Annotated in this window: 11 protein-coding genes; 10 read left to right on the top strand and 1 reads right to left on the bottom strand. The window is 31.7% G+C overall.

Annotated features, from left to right (window positions below):
- Positions 1–3 precede the first annotated feature (3 nt).
- The 10 genes from BX611_RS11995 (at position 4) to ygiD (ending at position 14,345) form a co-directional block, all read left to right on the top strand.
- Positions 4–1,983 (top strand): glycoside hydrolase family 127 protein, encoded by a 1,980-nt coding sequence (locus BX611_RS11995; RefSeq protein WP_240324997.1) that lies wholly within the window; start codon positions 4–6, stop codon positions 1,981–1,983.
- Between the two features lie 166 nt (positions 1,984–2,149).
- Positions 2,150–3,490, top strand: a complete 1,341-nt coding sequence (locus tag BX611_RS11990) for an MFS transporter (RefSeq protein WP_115881557.1) — start codon at positions 2,150–2,152, stop codon at positions 3,488–3,490.
- Between the two features lie 2 nt (positions 3,491–3,492).
- On the top strand, positions 3,493–4,443 hold the full coding sequence (locus tag BX611_RS11985; RefSeq protein ID WP_115881555.1) for a glycoside hydrolase family 43 protein: 951 nt from the start codon (positions 3,493–3,495) through the stop codon (positions 4,441–4,443).
- 27 nt (positions 4,444–4,470) lie between these two features.
- Positions 4,471–6,498 carry an alpha-L-arabinofuranosidase C-terminal domain-containing protein gene (locus BX611_RS11980; RefSeq protein ID WP_115881553.1) on the top strand — a complete coding sequence of 676 codons (2,028 nt, stop codon included), beginning with the start codon at positions 4,471–4,473 and terminating at the stop codon, positions 6,496–6,498.
- 94 nt (positions 6,499–6,592) lie between these two features.
- Entirely contained in the window at positions 6,593–8,266 is a 1,674-nt protein-coding gene (locus BX611_RS11975; RefSeq protein WP_115881551.1) for a ribulokinase, read from the top strand.
- A 1-nt stretch (position 8,267) separates the two neighbouring features.
- Entirely contained in the window at positions 8,268–8,966 is a 699-nt protein-coding gene (locus tag BX611_RS11970; RefSeq protein WP_115881539.1) for an L-ribulose-5-phosphate 4-epimerase, read from the top strand.
- A 26-nt stretch (positions 8,967–8,992) separates the two neighbouring features.
- Positions 8,993–10,501: an L-arabinose isomerase gene (araA, locus tag BX611_RS11965; protein ID WP_115881537.1), complete on the top strand. Its 1,509-nt coding sequence runs from the start codon at positions 8,993–8,995 to the stop codon at positions 10,499–10,501.
- Between the two features lie 23 nt (positions 10,502–10,524).
- Positions 10,525–11,709: an aldose epimerase family protein gene (locus BX611_RS11960; protein ID WP_115881535.1), complete on the top strand. Its 1,185-nt coding sequence runs from the start codon at positions 10,525–10,527 to the stop codon at positions 11,707–11,709.
- A gap of 4 nt (positions 11,710–11,713) precedes the next feature.
- Positions 11,714–13,333, top strand: coding sequence for a sodium:solute symporter (locus BX611_RS11955; RefSeq protein ID WP_115881533.1), 1,620 nt, complete (start codon positions 11,714–11,716; stop codon positions 13,331–13,333).
- A 181-nt stretch (positions 13,334–13,514) separates the two neighbouring features.
- Positions 13,515–14,345, top strand: coding sequence for a 4,5-DOPA-extradiol-dioxygenase (gene ygiD / locus BX611_RS11950; RefSeq protein ID WP_115881531.1), 831 nt, complete (start codon positions 13,515–13,517; stop codon positions 14,343–14,345).
- 67 nt (positions 14,346–14,412) lie between these two features.
- Here ygiD and BX611_RS11945 read toward each other — a convergent pair whose 3' ends face one another.
- On the bottom strand, positions 14,413–16,332 hold the full coding sequence (locus BX611_RS11945) for a glycoside hydrolase family 97 protein (protein ID WP_115881528.1): 1,920 nt from the start codon (positions 16,330–16,332) through the stop codon (positions 14,413–14,415).
- Positions 16,333–16,510: the final 178 nt, after the last annotated feature.

The raw sequence follows: 16,510 nt of genomic DNA, 5'->3' as shown, positions 1-16,510 counted from the left end.
TTTATGAAACGTATTTACAAAATATTACTTGTTAGTGGTAGTATATTTTTTTTGGTATTTATGGGATGTACTGGAGAAGGTTCATCCCATAATTCAAAAAGTATTAATAATAATGAACAAAAAGGATACCCTATTAAACCTGTTAACATTCAAAATGTAAAGCTTACAGATGAATTTTGGTTGCTTATTATTAAAACTGTTCAGGAAAAAACAATAGAATACGCTATCACAAAATGTGAGGAAGAAGGACGCTTTGACAATTTTTTAATGGCTGGTGGTAAAATGGAAGGAACCGTAAAAGGAGCAATGCCTTTTGATGATTCGGATGTTTATAAGATTATTGAAGGCGCATCTAATTCTTTAATTAGCGCTCCAAATAAACCATTGGAAAAACTACTAGATTCTCTAATTAATATAGTAAAAACAGGTCAGGAAAGCGATGGGTATTTAACAACATGGAGAACTATTAATCCGGCTAAACCACCTGCGCCTTGGGTAAAAGTGGATGAAGGGAAACGCTGGGAATTTTTATTTATGAGCCATGAATTGTATAACGCTGGACATATGTATGAAGCGGCAGCGGTACATTATGAAGCAACAGGAAAGAGAAATTTCTTAGACATTGCTTTAAAAAATGCCGATTTAATGGTGAAAACATTTGGTGAAGGAGAAGGTAAAATTCAGGCAGTTCCGGGGCATCAAATTATAGAATCAGGTTTGATAAAATTATATCAAATTACTAAAAATGAAGCCTATTTAAATTTAGCAAAATATTTTTTAGATAATAGAGGGAATCCTAAAAATCACGAATTATTCGGCCCTTATTCACAAGATCATATTCCGGTTATACAACAAGATGAAGTTGTTGGGCACGCTGTAAGAGCTGTTTATATGTATGCGGCTATGACAGATATTGCTGCCATAAAAAAAGATACAGCATATAATTTAGCTGTTCAAAAATTATGGGACAATATGGTAAATAAAAAAATGTATATCACAGGAGGTATTGGAGCCAGACATGATGGTGAAGCTTTTGGTGATAATTATGAATTACCAAACCTAACTGCGTACAATGAAACCTGCGCAGCAATTGGTGACGTTTATTGGAATCATAGATTGCATAATTTATCTGGAGATGTAAAATATTTTGATGTAATCGAAAGAACTTTATACAACGGGTTAATTTCAGGATTATCTTTAGATGGAACTAACTTTTTCTATCCAAACGCATTAGAATCAGACGGTGTTTATAAATCTAACAGAGGTTCTTGTACGCGCCAATCTTGGTTTGATTGTTCTTGTTGTCCAACTAATGTAATTCGTTTTATTCCTTCACTACCAGGTTTAATTTACTCAAAAACTAACAATGAACTTTATGTTAATTTATATGCTTCAAATGAAGCTGTTGTAGCATTAGATAATAATTCTATTCAAATTTCACAACAAACAAATTACCCTTGGAATGGAGCTGTAACTATCGCTTTAAAACCAGAAAAAGAATCAGAATTTACTGTAAAATTTAGAATTCCGGGCTGGTCTAGAAATGAAGTTTTACCAGGTGATTTGTATAGGTATACAGATTCATCTAAAGCCCAACCAACTTTAACCATTAATGGTGAAAAAGTGGAGGTTTCAATAAAAGATGGTTATTTTGAAGTGAACAGAAATTGGAAAGCAGCTGATAAAATTGAGCTTAATTTTCCAATGGAAGTGAGAACCGTAAAAGCTAATGATAAGGTTGAAGAAAACAGGGGAAAATTATCTTTAGAGTATGGTCCTTTAGTGTATGCAGTTGAGGAAATTGACAATCCAAATTTTGATGCAATTACAATTTCGACTTCAGATGAATTTACAGTTCAAAAAGAACCAATTTTAGAAGGAGTTAATACAATAACTAATAATAAATTAAAAGCGATTCCTTACTACACTTGGTCAAATAGAGGTGTGGGTAAAATGAAAGTGTGGCTTGAAAATAAAGAATAATTAAACCAAATAATATGACAGGCGTGAGTTTAGCATTACTGTTAACTAATTAAAACATCTAGAAAATAATTTATGAAATCGTCATTAACAACAAGTTTGCCTAAGCAAACACCAATAACTAAAAAGCGATAACATATATGACTTCTAACAAATAAATTTTACATATATGAAATCTAACAATCAAAAGTTAAGCATACTTGAAAAAATCGGTTATGGTTCAGGAGATGCAGCAGTAAACGTGGTTATTTCCTCAATGTTTCTAATTATTACTTTTTTCTATACCGATGTTTATGGTCTAAAACCTAAAGACATGGCGGTATTATTTCTTTTGGTTAGGCTTATAGATGCTATAACCGATCCACTTATGGGACTTATAACCGATAAAATTACAACAAAGTGGGGGCGTTACAGACACTATTTTTTGTTTTTATCTGTACCTTTTGGTATCTCCGTTTTTTTAACCTTTACAACTCCAGGATTCGATTATTCGGGTAAATTAATTTACGCTTACATTACTTATATTTTTGTAACAATTATGTTTACTTCGGTAACAATTCCTTATATATCCTTAATTGGAGTATTAACAAGTGATCCAAAGGAACGCTTATCTGCAAATGGATATCGACTTTTTTTTGCAAAAATAGCGGCCTTTCTAGTTTCAATTGTAGTTCCAATTATGGCAGAATCTTTAGGTAAAAATGATATTGCTAAAGGTTACCAGCTTGCTATGGGCTTAATGGCACTTTTAGGTACGCTTCTTTTCTTATTTAGTTTCTTTACAACAAAAGAACGTGTTGAACATGTTGTAGATAAAACACCGTTATTAGAACAATTCAAACTGCTTTTCAAAAATGGTCAATGGACACTTTTATTCGGTGTATGTTTTACAGGAACAGTAGGGTATGTAATTCGTGGTTCTGTAGCTATTTTTTATGCAAAATATTTTCTTGGAGGCGATGCTAGCGTCCAGTCTACTTTTATGGCAACGGGCGTTATTGCCGCAATATTAGCAATGCCCGCGTCTACATTTATAACGAAGCGTTACTGTAAAGTAAAACTCTTTAAATATACGCAGCTTGCAGTTGGCGCAATCAGTTTAGTAATGTTTTTTGTGGTGAAACCCGGAGATATGTTTTTAGCATATGTATTGTATTTTATACTATCCTTTATTGTTGATTTACATGCGCCAGTATTCTGGTCAGCTATTGCGGAAGCGGTAGATTACGGACATGCAGAATCTGGAAAACGTGTTTCTGGACTATCCTTTGGAGGTATTTCATTTGCTCAAAAAGCAGGTATGGGAGTAGCTGGTGCAACCGTTGGTTATTTGTTAGACTTTTTTGGCTACATTCCAGATACTGTACAAAGTGAAACAGCATTGATTGGTCTTGCACTTATGTTAACAATCATTCCTGGTGTTTTTCATGTAATTATGGGTTTACTAATGTTTCGCTACAAAATTACTGACAAATATTATGAAACTATAAAAACTAAACTGAACATATAAAAATGGGTACAACTGGAAAAAATACTCCTATTGTTGAGCGACGTGCCGATCCGTTTATTTATAAACATACCGACGGTTATTATTATTTTACGGGTTCAGTACCATCATATGATTCTATAGAACTTAGAAGAGCTAAAACAATAAAAGGATTACAAGAAGCAGAAACATTTAATGTATGGCATAAGCACAAAACAGGACCAATGAGTCAGCATATTTGGGCTCCAGAAATACATTATTTAGATGGAAAATGGTATGTTTATTTTGCAGCTAGCGAAGTTAATGATATTTGGAAATTAAGACCTTATGTTCTTGAATGTAAAGGTCAGGATCCTTTAAAAGACGAATGGATTGAACTTGGGCAGATGCAACCTGCGGATGGTGATAACAAAACATTTGTCGATTTTTCTTTAGACGGAACAGTTTTCGAAAATAATGGAAAAAGATACTTCTGTTGGGCTGAAAAAACGGGTGGACAATTTGCTGCTTCAAATTTATATTTAGCGGAAATGGAATCGCCAATTAAATTAAAAACAGCTCAGTTTATGCTTACCACACCTGATTATGATTGGGAAAGAATTGATTTTTGGGTAAATGAAGGTCCAGCTGTAATAAAAAATAATGACAAAATTTATATCACATTTTCTGCAAGCGCAACAGGTGCTTGTTATTGTATGGGAATGATGGAAGCAGATTCAGCTTCTGATTTATTAGATAGGAATTCTTGGAAAAAATCTAGATATCCAGTTTTAGAGTCAGATTATAACAAAAATATATATGGACCAGGACATAACAGTTTTACTGTTGCTGAAGATGGTCAAACACCATTAAGTATCTATCATGCCAGAGATTATGAAAAAATTGTAGGTGATCCTTTATACGATCCAAACAGACATGCTAGAGTTATGCAAGTTAAATTTGATAATAATGGAAGACCAGTTTTTGAATATTATTAAAATGAATTATTGAAAATTACTTATTAAATGAAGAAACCATTTTTTACATACACATTTTTAGTTGCTTTTATAATCGCTGCATTATTAAGTTGTAAGGAAAAAGAAGTAACAACTTCTGAAGCCAAATCAATTTCTAACGAAATAGTTAATTTGCATGTAGATTTAAAAGATTCCGGCATAAAAATTCAACCAACAATGTATGGTGTCTTTTTCGAAGATATCAACTTTGCAGCGGATGGAGGTTTATATGCAGAAATGATAAAGAACAGATCTTTTGAATTTACAAATCCGTTAATGGGTTGGAGCCAACCAAATAGTAACAAACATTCTTTTAATAATGAGTCTGGAATAGCTTCAGCAGTAAAATATGCAGGCAACCCAAGTAATAAGAATTATATAAGAGTTAAAATAAATGATGATAAAGGTTACGTATTAATTAATGAAGGTTTCCGAGGAATGGGAATTCATAAAGATGCTTCTTATAATTTTTATCTATCAGCTTCAAAAAAAAGTGGAAATGTTAAAAAAATAAATATTCAATTTATTGATAAAGAAGGAACTGTTTTAGGTGAAACTAATATTGTTCCAACATCAACAGATTGGGAAAATTATACAGCGCAACTTACAGCTTTAAAAACCGAAGCAAAAGCACAAATTAAAATCACTTTTGAAGGCACTGGAGAAATTGATTTGGATATGATTTCTTTATTTCCTGTAGATACTTGGAAAGGAAGAAAAAACGGATTGCGTAAAGATATAGTACAATTATTAGATGATATGGATCCTGGATTTTTAAGATTTCCTGGAGGATGTATTGTTGAAGGAAGAACCTTAGCGCGTCGTTACCAATGGAAAAAAACTGTTGGGCCAATTGAAGATCGAGAGATTTTAGTAAATAGATGGAATACGGAGTTTAAACATAAATTAACTCCCGATTATTTTCAAAGTTTTGGATTAGGTTTTTTTGAATATTTTCAACTTTCTGAAGATTTAGGAGCAGAACCATTGCCAATTTTAAGCTGCGGAATTGCTTGTCAGTTTAACACAGGTGAATTAGTTCCAATGGAAGAATTAGATCCTTATGTGCAAGATGCGCTGGACTTAATTGAATTTGCAAATGGTTCAATTAATACTCCTTGGGGTAAAGTTAGAAGCGAAATGGGACACCCGGAAAAGTTCAATTTAAAATATATTGGAGTTGGTAATGAGCAATGGGGTCCGGCTTATATTGAAAGATATAAAGTATTTGAAAAAGCAATTAAAGCTAAATATCCAGAAATAATTATTGTTTCGGGAAGCGGCCCTTTTCCTGATGGAGATTATTTTGAATATGGAATGGAGGAATTGAAAAAATTAAATGCTGAAATTATTGATGAACATTATTACAGAAGTCCTGAATGGTTTAGAGAAAATGCTGCACGTTATGATAGTTATGATAGAAATGGACCAAAAATATTTGCAGGTGAATATGCCGCTCATCCAAAAGAGATAGAAGATGGTCCGAAGGAAAATAATTGGGAAGCAGCACTTTCTGAAGCTGCATTTATGACAGGTTTAGAGCGTAATGCTGAAGTAGTTCATTTAACATCATATGCGCCATTAATGGCACATATTGATGCGTTTCAATGGGCTCCTGATATGATTTGGTTCAATAACTTAGAATCATACGGAACGGCCAATTATCAAGTGCAAAAAATGTATGCAACTAATAAGGGAACTGATTTACTTTCAATAACTAAAGAAGGAAAACCTTTAACTGGTCAAGGAGATTTGTATGCAACTGCTGCAAAAGATTTAGAGAAAGAAGAGGTGATTATTAAATTGGTAAATACATCAAGTAATTCTCAGAATGTTACGGTTAATATATCTGGAAAAAAAGTTAAATCAAAAGGAATAATTACAATTTTAACTAGTGATAACTTGGTTGATGGAAATTCGTTTGAATCACCAAATAAAATTAGCCCTAATGAATCGGATTTTATATTAGAAGGTGAAAAAACAGTGGTGAGTTTGAAACCAAACTCTTTTACTATTTTAAAATTTAAAATAAAATAAATGTTAATTAATAACTATAAAAATAAAAGAAGTGTTTTTTACACACTTATAAAATAAAAATGTTATATTTGTCATATACATAAAGATTTATTAGATGGAAAAATATGCAATAGGAATGGATTTTGGATCTGATTCGGTTAGAGCTTTGTTAGTAAATACAGTAACTGGTGAAGAATTAGCAACTGCAGTTCATTATTATGAACGATGGAAAGAGGGGAAATTTTGTGACCCTTCAAAAAATCAATTCAGACAACATCCTTTAGATTACATTGAAGGAATTGAAAACACAATTAAAGAAGTTATAGCTGAAGTTGATAAAAATGTTGTTGATAATATTGTTGGAATTGGTATTGACACAACAGGTTCAACCCCGGTAGCCGTTGACAAAACAGGAACTCCTTTGGCTTTGTTAAATGGTTTTGAAGAAAATCCAAATGCTATGTTTGTTCTTTGGAAAGATCATACTGGTATTAAAGAAGCAGATGAAATTAACGAATTGTGTAAAAAATGGGATATTGATTATTCACAATTTGAAGGTGGAATTTATTCATCAGAATGGTTTTGGTCAAAAATATTACATGTTTCCAGAGAAGATAAAAGCGTTTTAGAAAAAGCATATTCTTGGGTAGAACATTGCGATTGGGTGCCTTTTTTATTAACGGGAGGAACTGATGTTTCACAAATGAAACGCAGTAGATGTGCTGCAGGTCATAAAGCTTTATGGCACGAATCTTATGGCGGGTTGCCAGCAAATGAGTTTTTTGTTGCGTTAGATCCAATTTTAGATGGACTGAAAGATCGATTATTTACAGAAACTTTTACATCAGATGTTTCAGCTGGAACTTTATCTGATGAATGGGCAAATATATTAGGTTTATCAACAAAAGTAGTAGTTGCTGTAGGTGCTTTTGATGCACATATGGGTGCTGTAGGTGTTAATATTGAACCTTATTTTTTAACTAAAATTATGGGTACTTCAACTTGTGATATTTTAGTAGCTCCAAAAAATAAAGAAGAACATTTGGTAAAAGGTATTTGCGGACAAGTTGATGGTTCGGTTATTCCTGAAATGTTAGGCTTAGAAGCTGGGCAATCTGCATTTGGAGATATTTATGCTTGGTACAATCGTTTATTGGCTTGGCCAATAAAAGAGTTAATAGGGAATTCTACATTAATTGATGAAAAAACAAAAGAAAAATTGATTGAAGAATCCTTAGGGAATTTAATTCCAAAATTAAGTGAAGCTGCTGAAAAAGAACCAATTGGTGCTTCTGGAGAACTGGCATTGGATTGGATGAATGGTAGAAGAACACCAGATGCTAATCAAAATTTAAAAGGAGTAATTGCAGGAATAAATTTAGGAAGCACATCACCAAAAGTATTTAGAGCTTTGGTAGAAGCTTCATGTTTTGGTGCTAAAAAAATTGCTGACAGATTTATTAGTGAAGGCATTCCAATTAAAGGTGTAATTGCTTTAGGTGGAATTGCAAAAAAATCACCATTTATCATGCAAATGATGTCAGATATATTGAATATGCCAATAAAAGTTGTAAAGTCTGAACAAGCTTGCGCATTAGGAGCGGCTATTTTTGGTGCGGTTGCATCAAACATATACAAAGATACTTTTGAAGCTATGAACGCTATGGGAAGTCCGTTTGAAATGGTTTATGAACCAAACCAAGAAAATGTTCCTGCGTATCAAAAAGTATATCAAAATTATAGTGAGTTAGCTATAACCATGGAAGAACATATTATGAAAACTGTATAAAATGAGTATTTATAAAGATTTAAAACAAGAATGTTACGAAGCTAATATGCAATTAAATGCCTTAGGTTTGGTTGTGTATACTTTTGGGAATGTAAGTGCTGTTGACAGAAAAAAACAGGTTTTTGCAATAAAACCAAGCGGTGTGCCTTATGAAGATTTAAAACCAGAAGATATGGTAATTTTAGATTTTGATAATAACATTATTGAAGGAACATTAAGACCTTCATCTGATACTAAAACACATGCTTATTTATATAAAAACTGGAATGATATTGGAGGCATAGCACATACACATGCACTGTATTCTGTTGCTTGGGCACAATCTCAATTAGATATTCCAATTTTTGGAACCACACATGCAGATCATTTAACGGCTGATATTCCTTGTGCACCACCAATGAGTGATGAATTAATTAAAGGAAATTACGAGCATAATACCGGGATTCAAATATTGGATTGTTTTGAACAAAAAAATCTTTCTCATAAAGAAGTTGAAATGGTTTTAATTGGAAATCATGGCCCTTTTACCTGGGGAAAAGATGCTGCAAAAGCTGTTTATAATAGCAAAGTTTTAGAAGTAGTTGCCGAAATGGCTTATGTAACCTTGCAAATAAACCCAAACGCACCTCGATTAAAAAATTCATTAATAAAAAAACACTACGAACGTAAACACGGAAAAAATTCTTATTACGGTCAGTAAAATATAATAAACAAAATAATTATCAAATGATTGATATAGCTAATAAAGAAATTTGGTTTGTAACAGGAAGCCAACATTTATACGGAGAAGAAACATTAAGACAAGTTGCTGAAAATTCAAAACAAATTGTTGCAGGATTTAATAATTCTAAGCAAATACCTGTAAAAATTGTATATAAGCCAACTGTAAAATCACCAGATGAAATTACAAGTGTTTGTCAGGAAGCCAATGCTTCAAAAAATTGTATTGGTATTATTACTTGGATGCATACATTTTCTCCGGCAAAAATGTGGATTCGTGGTTTAAGTATTTTAAATAAACCAATTTGTCATTTACACACACAATTTAATGCTGAAATTCCTTGGGAAACAATTGACATGGATTTCATGAATTTAAATCAATCTGCACATGGTGATAGAGAATTTGGATTTATAATGTCTAGAATGCGTAAAAAACGTAAAGTTGTTGTTGGGCATTGGCAAGAAGAACGCGTTCAAAAGAAATTAGGAATTTGGTCACGTGTTGTATTGGGCTGGGATGAATTGCAAAATTTAAAAGTTGCCAGAATTGGTGACAATATGCGTGAAGTTGCAGTAACTGAAGGGGATAAAGTTGAAGCTCAAATTCGTTTTGGTTTTTCAGTAAATGGTTTCGATTCTTCTGATGTTGTAAAACATATTAATAAAGTTTCTGAAAGTGAATTAAACAATTTATTAGCGGTGTATGAAGCATCTTATAAGTTAACGCCTTCACTTTTAAATGGTGGAGATCAAAGAGATTCTTTAGTAGAAGCAGCCAGAATTGAGTTAGGTTTAAGAGCCTTTTTAGAAGAAGGAGGATTTAAAGCCTTTACCGATACCTTTGAAAATTTAGGAGCATTAAAACAATTACCAGGTATAGCTGTGCAGCGTTTAATGGCAGATGGTTATGGTTTTGGAGGTGAAGGTGACTGGAAAACTGCAGCTATGGTTAGAGCTTTAAAAGTAATGAATTATGGTTTAGAGGGTGGTACTTCTTTTATGGAAGATTATACATATCATTTTACACCTCAAAAATCGTATGTATTAGGTTCACATATGTTAGAAATATGTTCGTCAATTGCAGATGGAAAGCCAACTTGCGAAGTACATCCTTTAGGTATTGGAGGAAAAGAAGATCCTGCACGTTTAGTATTTAATGTAGCTCCTGGAGATGCAATTAATGTATCTTTAGTGGATATGGGAAACAGATTTAGGTTGATAGTAAATGAAGTGGAGGCTGTTAAACCAATGGCTGATTTACCTAAATTGCCAGTTGCAAGAGTTTTATGGGATGCTAAACCTGATTTAGATGTTGCTGCAACTGCTTGGATTTTAGCTGGGGGAGCACATCATACAGTGTATAGTCAAGTTGTTACTACTGAATATATGGAAGATTTTGCTGATATTGCTGGTATAGAATTATTAGTAATTGATGAAAAAACAACTGTAAGAGATTTTAAAGATAAAATCAATGCGAATGAAGCATATTATCATATGTTTCAGCATGGTTTATAATAACTAACTAAAAACCAACTAATATGAGTGTATTAAAGCGTAGTTTTTATTTTATGGCATTACTTAGTTTTGCTTATTTTAATTTTCAATGTAAAGGCGATAAAAAAATGGATAATTCTTCAAAAGAAATTACAGAAGCAAAAAGTTTGGTAACTATTTCAAAAGAAGCCTTTGGAGTTACTGCAGACAGTATTAATGTGGATAGTTATACTTTAAAAAACAGTAAAGGTATGGAAGTAAGCATTATTACTTATGGAGGGATAATTACTTCATTAAAAGTTCCAAATAAAGAAAATAAAATTGAAGATGTTGTTCTGGGTTATAATACATTGGCACACTATGAGAAAAGCAGTCCGTTTTTTGGAGCACTTATTGGTAGATATGGTAATAGAATTGCAAAAGGTAAGTTTACATTAGATGGTAACGAATATCAATTAGCAACAAATAACGACCCTAATCATTTACATGGAGGAGATAAAGGTTTTGACAAAGTTGTTTGGAATGCTTCAGAAGAAAAAACGGATAGTACTGCATCGCTGGTTCTTACTTATTTAAGCAAGGATATGGAAGAAGGATATCCGGGAAATTTAAAAACAAAAGTAACATATACATTGGATAATAATAATGTGTTGGATGTGCTATATGAAGCAGCTACAGATAAAAAAACAATTGTTAATTTAACGCAACATTCATATTTTAATTTATCTGGAGATTTTTCTAAAACTATTTTAGACCATGAAATTACAATTAATGCAGATAAATTTATCCCTGTGGATGAGACTTTAATTCCTACAGGAGAACTTAAAGATGTTACAAATACACCTTTTGATTTTAGAAATGCTAAAGTTGTTGGAAAGGATATTGAAGTTGAAAACGAACAACTAAAAAGAGGGTTGGGATACGATCATTGTTGGGTTTTAAATAATCAAAATGAGGGTATGCGTTTAGCATCAACAGCATATAACCCAGAAAGTGGAAGATTACTTGAAATATTTACTAATGAGCCGGGAATACAGTTTTACACTGGTAATTTTTTAGATGGAACTTTACCTAGTAAACAAGGTGGAACCTATGCATTTAGAACAGGTTTTTGTTTAGAAACTCAACACTATCCTGATTCACCAAATCAAAAGGATTTTCCTTCTGTGGTTTTAAATCCAGGAGAAAAATATGAAACAAAAACTTCATTTAAATTTTCTGTAAAATAATAATATGAAAACATTAGACACTTTAGATTGGGTATCCATAGGAATTTATTTCTTGGTTTTAGTAGGTATTGTAATTTGGGTTGTAAGAAAAAAACAAGCAAATACTGAAGATTATTTTTTAGCAGGAAGAAATGTAGGATGGTTTGTTGTAGGTGCGTCAATTTTTGCATCTAATATTGGTTCTGAACATGTAGTTGGATTAGCAGGAGCAGGAGCAGGAAATAAATTACCAATGCTTATTTATGAAATTCAGGCATGGGTTGTTTTACTTTTGGGATGGGTGTTTTTACCGTTTTATGCACGAAGTGGAGTTTTTACAATGCCTGAGTTTTTAGAAAAAAGATTTGATGCGCGTTCTCGATGGATTCTTTCAGTTTTTTCAATTATTGCTTATGTGTTAACTAAAATTTCTGTAACTATTTATGCTGGTGGTGTGGTGGTTTCTGCATTGTTAGGAATTGATTTTTGGACCGGAGCAATTGCTACTGTTTTACTTACAGGTTTATACACAGTTTTGGGTGGAATGAGAGCTGTTGTTTATACAGAAACATTACAAGCAATTATTTTAGTAATTGGAGCAGGAGCATTAACGTTTATAGGATTGCAACACGTTGGTGGCTGGGAAAGTATGAAACAAACTGTTACACCTGAGTATTTAAATATGTGGCGCTCTGCATCGGATCCTGAGTTTCCTTGGCCAGCACTATTTATTACTAGTACAATAGTAGGTGTTTGGTATTGGTGTACCGATCAATATATTGTGCAACGTACACTTACAGCAAAAAATATAAAAGAAGGAAGAAGAGGTACTATATTTGGAGCTATGTTAAAACTACTTCCTGTATTTTTATTCTTAATTCCGGGTGTAATTGCTGTAACATTAAAAATGCGTGGAGAATTAGAGTATGATAGCCCAGATCAGGCATTTCCGGTATTGATGAGTAATTTATTGCCTTCAGGATTACGTGGTTTAGTTGCTGCTGGTTTATTAGCTGCTTTAATGAGTTCTTTGGCTTCAGTATTTAATTCAGTTTCAACTTTATTTACAGTTGATATTTATAAAAAATTAAAACCAAACACTCCAGAGAAAAAATTAGTAAAAACAGGTCAGATTGCAACTGTAATTGTTGTTATTATTGGAATTATTTGGATTCCAATTATGGCAAATATATCGGGTGTATTATATGAATATTTGCAAAAAGTACAATCTTATATTGCACCACCAATTACAGCAGTTTTCTTATTGGGTATTTTCCATAAAAGAATTAATGCACAAGGTGCTTATGTTACTTTAGTTGTTGGTTTTGTGGCCGCTGCGTTTAGAATTGTGTTGGAGTTGATAAAAGATTCATTAGATACAAGTAGCTTCTTGTTTAAACTTGGAGATATGAATTTCTTAACTTTTGGAGCTTGGTTTTTCTTGTTTTGTATTATTTTAACAATAGTTGTTAGTTTAGTTACCAAAGAACCAGAAGATGAAAAAGTTGAAAATCTTACTTTTGGTACAATTTCAGAAGAAGAAAAAATTAAAAATAAAAGTAGTTATGGATTTATTGATATAGCAATATCAATTGTAGTTGTAGCTTTAGTTATTGCAGTAATGATTTTCTTTAACGGAAAATAGATAATTGTAAATTTTAGATTTGATTAAATGTAAAAAAGAGGGCAGATGCCCTCTTTTTTATGCTATTTTTTTGTGAAATCAGTTATCTTAGAACTAAAAAAGTACTAAATCTTAACTAAATTATTATTAATTTTAATCCTTAATTTAGAAGTAATATAATTTAGTTGCACGAAGAATTAATATGAAAAATTTAAATGATTTAGACTCTTTTTCTCAACAGTTTTCTAATACAGAAAAAATGCCAGTGTTATTTTTAGGACACGGTAGTCCAATGAATGCGATTGAGAACAATCAATTTGTTGAAGGTTTTAGAAATAGTGTCAAAAATATTCCAAAACCAACTTCAATTATATGTATTTCGGCACATTGGTATACAAAAGGGACTAAAGTTACGGCTATGGAAATGCCCAGAACAATTCATGACTTTGGCGGATTTCCAAAAGAATTGTTTGAGGTACAATATCCTGCAAAAGGAAATCCTCAGTTAGCAGTTGAAACAAAAAAATTATTAATTCCTGAATTGGTTGAATTAGATGAAAAATGGGGGTTTGATCACGGTGCTTGGTCAGTTATAAAACATTTATATCCAAATGCAGATATTCCAGTAATTCAATTAAGTATTGATTATACAAAATCAGCTCAATATCATTTTGAACTGGCTAAAAAACTTAATTCTTTACGGAAAAAGGGTGTTTTAATTATTGGAAGCGGAAACATTATTCATAATTTAGGAATGGTTGATTTTAAAAATTTTGATAAAGATAATTATGGTTTTGAGTGGGCCATTGAGGCAAAAGAAATAGTTAATAATTTAATTTTAAAAGGGGATTATCAATCGTTAATAAATTACGATAGGTTAGGAAAAGCACTTCAATTAGCGATTCCAACACCAGACCATTATTTACCGTTAATATATGCGTTAGGATTGCAAGAAAAAGGTGAAAACATATCTTTATTTAATGATAAATTGGTTGCAGGAAGTTTAAGTATGACTTCTTTAAAAATTTCATAAAAAAATACGCTGAGTTGCTATTTTTAAAGATAGCAACTTAGCGTATTTTACAGAGCATTTTTAATTCTTAAAACTTCATTGTAAATCCTCCGTGAGCTTTCATGTTTACAGTTAATTTAGAAGATGGCTCAATTGTTTTTTGAACAAATCCATTTTCATCTTCATAAATAATAAAACCATTTTCTTTTGTAATAAATGATAAATCTATTGTAATTTCTTTAGCTTCATTTTCTCCATTGATACCAGCTACAAACCAGTTATCATCTTTCTTTCTGGCTATAATTGCGTATTTTCCAGGGTACCCATCAATAAATTTAGCAGCATCCCAATTAGTTGGAATATCTTTTAAATAATCTATAACGTATTGAGGCTGTTTTGCTATTCCTTCTGGAATTTCTGCAATATGCTGAATGCCAGATAAAAATAGAACAGGTAAAGCCAATTCAAATGCTGGTGTTGTTTTTCTTTCAATATTTGGAATTGTATCTAAAACCATTGGAGTAAAGTCCATTGGGTCAAATGCGTTTCGGGTAAAAGGTAACATAGCACAATGGCTAGGTTGTAAATCGGCAGTTTCTTGTGTAAACGTAATAAACTCTTCACCTTTAATAGATTCCATTGTCATTAGGTGTGGATATGTACGTTGCCATCCTCTTGGTAATGTTGCTCCATGAAAATTCACCATTAATTTATGTGCAGCGGCATCTTTTAAAATACCATGGTAATAGGCAATCATAGATTGTCCGTCACCTCCAAAAAAGTCGATTTTTACTCCCGAAACACCAATATTATTAAGTATTGTGAATTCTTTTATTCTGTCTTCGTGTGTTAATAATTTGCTTTTTGGATGGTATGGAGTGGAATTCCAATTTCCTGATGAATTGTACCAAACATTAATTTTTACGTTTTTACTTGTAGCATAATCGGCTAATTCTTTCATTTTTTCATAGCCAATTTTAGTATCCCAATCTGCATCTATTAAACAATAAGGCCAGTTCATTTCAGCAGCATAATCTATAAATTTTATGGAGGTTTCAAAGGTTGTAAAATCATCTTTTAATAAAACCCAACTCCAGGAACTCAATCCGCTTTTAATAAATGAAGTATCCAAATCAATTGCTTTTTCTGCTAAATCGGTTCCTAATGTGCTTTCTGTAATGGTATTTAAAGTACCAATCGTAATAATTCTCCAAGGTGTAAACCAAGGTAAATTGGATTCAGGATTTAGTTCGCCTTCTGGAAAAATTTCTTCTTTTTGTGGAAACGTAACTTGTAAAGCTTCCATTTCATTATTATATTTTAATCTGGTTCCGCAATAGTTTTGGTGCAAACCAGCTTCAGTAATTAAAACCCAAGAATTATTTGTATTAAATAAAGCAGGATATACCCAGCCTTCACCAATTGGAGAAGGAGTATTTACCGAAATATCCATCATGTAATTTTCTTCATAGGAAGGATTTGTTTCACTCCATCCAGTTTTTGCTTTAGACATTGGTTGTAACCAAGCTTTAGTGTTTTCATTAAAATTATAAGTTGTTTTTTCTTCAGTAATCTTTTTAATTTCTGTTGAAGTTTCAGGAAAGTGATATCTAAAAGCAACTCCATCATCTGATAATTGAAAAATAATATCCATTAAATTTCCACTTTCATTTTCCAAATGAACGGTGTATTTATTCGCATTATATTCAATATCTTTTTGTTTTCCTTGAAGCATTGAATAAGAATCGGAAACATTAGCGGCTTCTGAAATACTTACTATTTTCAAATTATTATAAAAATTAGCATCTTCTCTTATAATTCCTAATTGTGAAGAATCTAAAACTTTATTGTTGTTGTAAAAAACTTGATAATAGGGAATTTTATTAGCCGTTAAATTGAATTCAACTTTAATTGTTTTTAAAGGGTTTTCAAATAGGGTTTCATTTTTTTTATCGCTACAGGAAAGCAATAAGATAAATGTAACAACTAGTAGTATGTAATTTTTCATGAGTAAGTGTTTATATTACACTTGTAAAAATACACAAATAAAATTAATTAAAATAACAATATTTATATAAAAAAATAAAACTGTTTAATATTAAAATATAGGTTTTGAAAAATTATTTTCTCTAAATTAGAAAAAAGTTAACCATAAAATAAATACCTTAAAAAATTGTAATATTGTA

Origin of the sequence: Lutibacter oceani, from assembly GCF_003384935.1 — a bacterium.
GTDB classification, from domain to species: domain Bacteria; phylum Bacteroidota; class Bacteroidia; order Flavobacteriales; family Flavobacteriaceae; genus Lutibacter; species Lutibacter oceani.
Note: the sequence above shows the minus strand (reverse complement) of the source record. Positions and strands in the feature narration are given on the sequence as shown.

What these genes read in the sequence shown, in the direction of transcription:
- BX611_RS11980 (WP_115881553.1), top strand. Translation starts at nt 4,471, where the DNA reads ATGAAGAAACCATTTTTTACATACACATTTTTAGTTGCTTTTATAATC.
- ygiD (WP_115881531.1), top strand. Translation starts at nt 13,515, where the DNA reads ATGAAAAATTTAAATGATTTAGACTCTTTTTCTCAACAGTTTTCTAAT.
- BX611_RS11970 (WP_115881539.1), top strand. Translation starts at nt 8,268, where the DNA reads ATGAGTATTTATAAAGATTTAAAACAAGAATGTTACGAAGCTAATATG.
- BX611_RS11990 (WP_115881557.1), top strand. Translation starts at nt 2,150, where the DNA reads ATGAAATCTAACAATCAAAAGTTAAGCATACTTGAAAAAATCGGTTAT.
- BX611_RS11960 (WP_115881535.1), top strand. Translation starts at nt 10,525, where the DNA reads ATGAGTGTATTAAAGCGTAGTTTTTATTTTATGGCATTACTTAGTTTT.
- BX611_RS11985 (WP_115881555.1), top strand. Translation starts at nt 3,493, where the DNA reads ATGGGTACAACTGGAAAAAATACTCCTATTGTTGAGCGACGTGCCGAT.
- BX611_RS11975 (WP_115881551.1), top strand. Translation starts at nt 6,593, where the DNA reads ATGGAAAAATATGCAATAGGAATGGATTTTGGATCTGATTCGGTTAGA.
- BX611_RS11945 (WP_115881528.1), bottom strand. Translation starts at nt 16,332, where the DNA reads ATGAAAAATTACATACTACTAGTTGTTACATTTATCTTATTGCTTTCC.
- araA (WP_115881537.1), top strand. Translation starts at nt 8,993, where the DNA reads ATGATTGATATAGCTAATAAAGAAATTTGGTTTGTAACAGGAAGCCAA.
- BX611_RS11995 (WP_240324997.1), top strand. Translation starts at nt 4, where the DNA reads ATGAAACGTATTTACAAAATATTACTTGTTAGTGGTAGTATATTTTTT.
- BX611_RS11955 (WP_115881533.1), top strand. Translation starts at nt 11,714, where the DNA reads ATGAAAACATTAGACACTTTAGATTGGGTATCCATAGGAATTTATTTC.